Annotated in this window: 2 protein-coding genes and 1 pseudogene; 2 read left to right on the forward strand and 1 reads right to left on the reverse strand. The window is 74.4% G+C overall.

Going from position 1 to position 1,494, the window contains the following annotated elements; genetic code table 11:
- A pseudogene (locus ACFWXO_RS39795) lies at positions 1 to 183 on the forward strand (hypothetical protein); the annotation flags it as partial.
- Positions 184 to 491: 308 nt separating this feature from the next.
- Here the strand turns inward: ACFWXO_RS39795 and ACFWXO_RS39800 are convergent.
- Positions 492 to 890 (reverse strand): HGxxPAAW family protein, encoded by a 399-nt coding sequence (locus ACFWXO_RS39800; RefSeq protein ID WP_380530757.1) that lies wholly within the window; start codon positions 888 to 890, stop codon positions 492 to 494.
- A gap of 100 nt (positions 891 to 990) precedes the next feature.
- Between ACFWXO_RS39800 and ACFWXO_RS39805 the strand changes: the two genes are divergently transcribed.
- Positions 991 to 1,479, forward strand: coding sequence for a MarR family transcriptional regulator (locus ACFWXO_RS39805; protein ID WP_380530760.1), 489 nt, complete (start codon positions 991 to 993; stop codon positions 1,477 to 1,479).
- The last annotated feature ends 15 nt before the right edge of the window (positions 1,480 to 1,494 follow it).

A 1,494-nucleotide genomic window follows, 5' to 3' on the forward strand; every position in this document is an offset into this window, starting at 1 on the left:
CTGACCTTCCGCTGCCGGGCCGTCGGCGGCGAGGCCCGGGTGAACGACGACGAGTCGCTGGAGGTGGGCTGGTTCGGGCTGGACGAGCTGCCGCCCATTGGCGACATACAACACCACCCGCGGCCCCCCGCCCGGAAGTCCGGGCGGGGCACTCGTTCTCGGTGGGGTCACCGGAGTACGTGACAGTGGAGTGGTCACTCTCCTGGTCCGGGTGGTTCTGGATCGCCACGGCCTCACCAGGGGTCGTGATCCTCTCCCATGCCCAGGCGGTCCGGCCTGACGGGGTGCGGCCGGCGTGGCGCCGATCGTGGCGGCCTTGCGGGCGACGGAACGCATGGGGTTCTCCGGTGGGGTGAGGGGGATCGACGCCGCAACTTGCCGGCCCCGAACCGCCGTTTCGCCACCGTCCTGTCGTCCTCGGGATATCCCGGACCGCCCCGGGAAGAGCCGCCTGGTCGGCCGCGCTTCCGGCGGCCCGGTGCGGTCGAAGCTCAGGCGCTGGCGCTGGCGTTGGCGCGGGCCCGGGGGCGGCCGGGTGCGGGGGTGGGTGTCCCGGGGGTGGGTGTCCCGGTGGTGGCCGGGTGGGGGTGGCGGCGGGCGAGGCGGCAGCCGAGGCAGTGGGGGTGGCCGCCGTTGCGGGCGGTGGGGTCGGGGGTGCGCCAGTGGCGGAGGTGGGGTGGGCGCGGGCCGGTGGGTTTGCCCCAGCCGGCGAGGTGGAGCAGCCAGGCGGCGAGTGCGCCGAGGGCGGTGAGGGCTGCGCCGGCCCAGAGCCCGGGGGGCGAGCCGAGGACGAGGGCCGTGCCGGCGACGGCGAAGCCCGCGGTGGCGAGGGCGGAGCCGGTCCAGCCGGCGACGGTGTGTCCCATGTCGTGGTCACCGTGGGCGCTCATGGATCCTCCTGTGGTGTGAGATGGACGGGTGGCGGTGGACGGCCGGTACCGGTTCGTTTATCTCACGAGATAAGTAACTTAGATGCTAAGGAGATCCTGGGTGAAGGGCAAGCCGCGCCCCCGGGCGACGCCCGAGCAGGCGCTGTACGCGATGGACCGGATGATCGCGTTGGCCCAGTTCGGCCAGCAGGACATCGCCGCCCGGCTCGGGCTCAACGTGACCGACCTGACCTGCCTCGGCTTCGTCATCGAGGCCGCCCTGGCCGGTGAGCCCCTGGCCGCCGGCGACCTCGCCGAGCGCGCCCAGCTGACCACCGGGGCCGTGACCGGCGTCCTCAACCGGCTGGAGAAGGCCGGGTACGCGAGCCGGGAGGCCGACCCCGGCGACCGCCGGCGGGTGCGGGTGGTGATGGCGGACGACGCGCAGCAGCGCATCCTCCAGGTCTACGGACCGTTCTACGAGCGGATCGGCGCGCTGTTCGCCGACTACACGCCGGAGGAGACCGCGGTGATCGCCGACTGGTTCACCCGGGCGCGGGGCGTGCTCGCGGAGTCCCTGGACGAGATCCGGGGCGGGGGGCCGGGGTAGCGGGGCCCCGCCCGC

Source organism: Kitasatospora sp. NPDC059088 (genome assembly GCF_042738155.1).
Taxonomy (GTDB): Bacteria; Actinomycetota; Actinomycetes; order Streptomycetales; family Streptomycetaceae; genus Kitasatospora.

What these genes read in the sequence shown, in the direction of transcription:
- ACFWXO_RS39800 (WP_380530757.1), bottom strand. Translation starts at nt 890, where the DNA reads ATGAGCGCCCACGGTGACCACGACATGGGACACACCGTCGCCGGCTGG.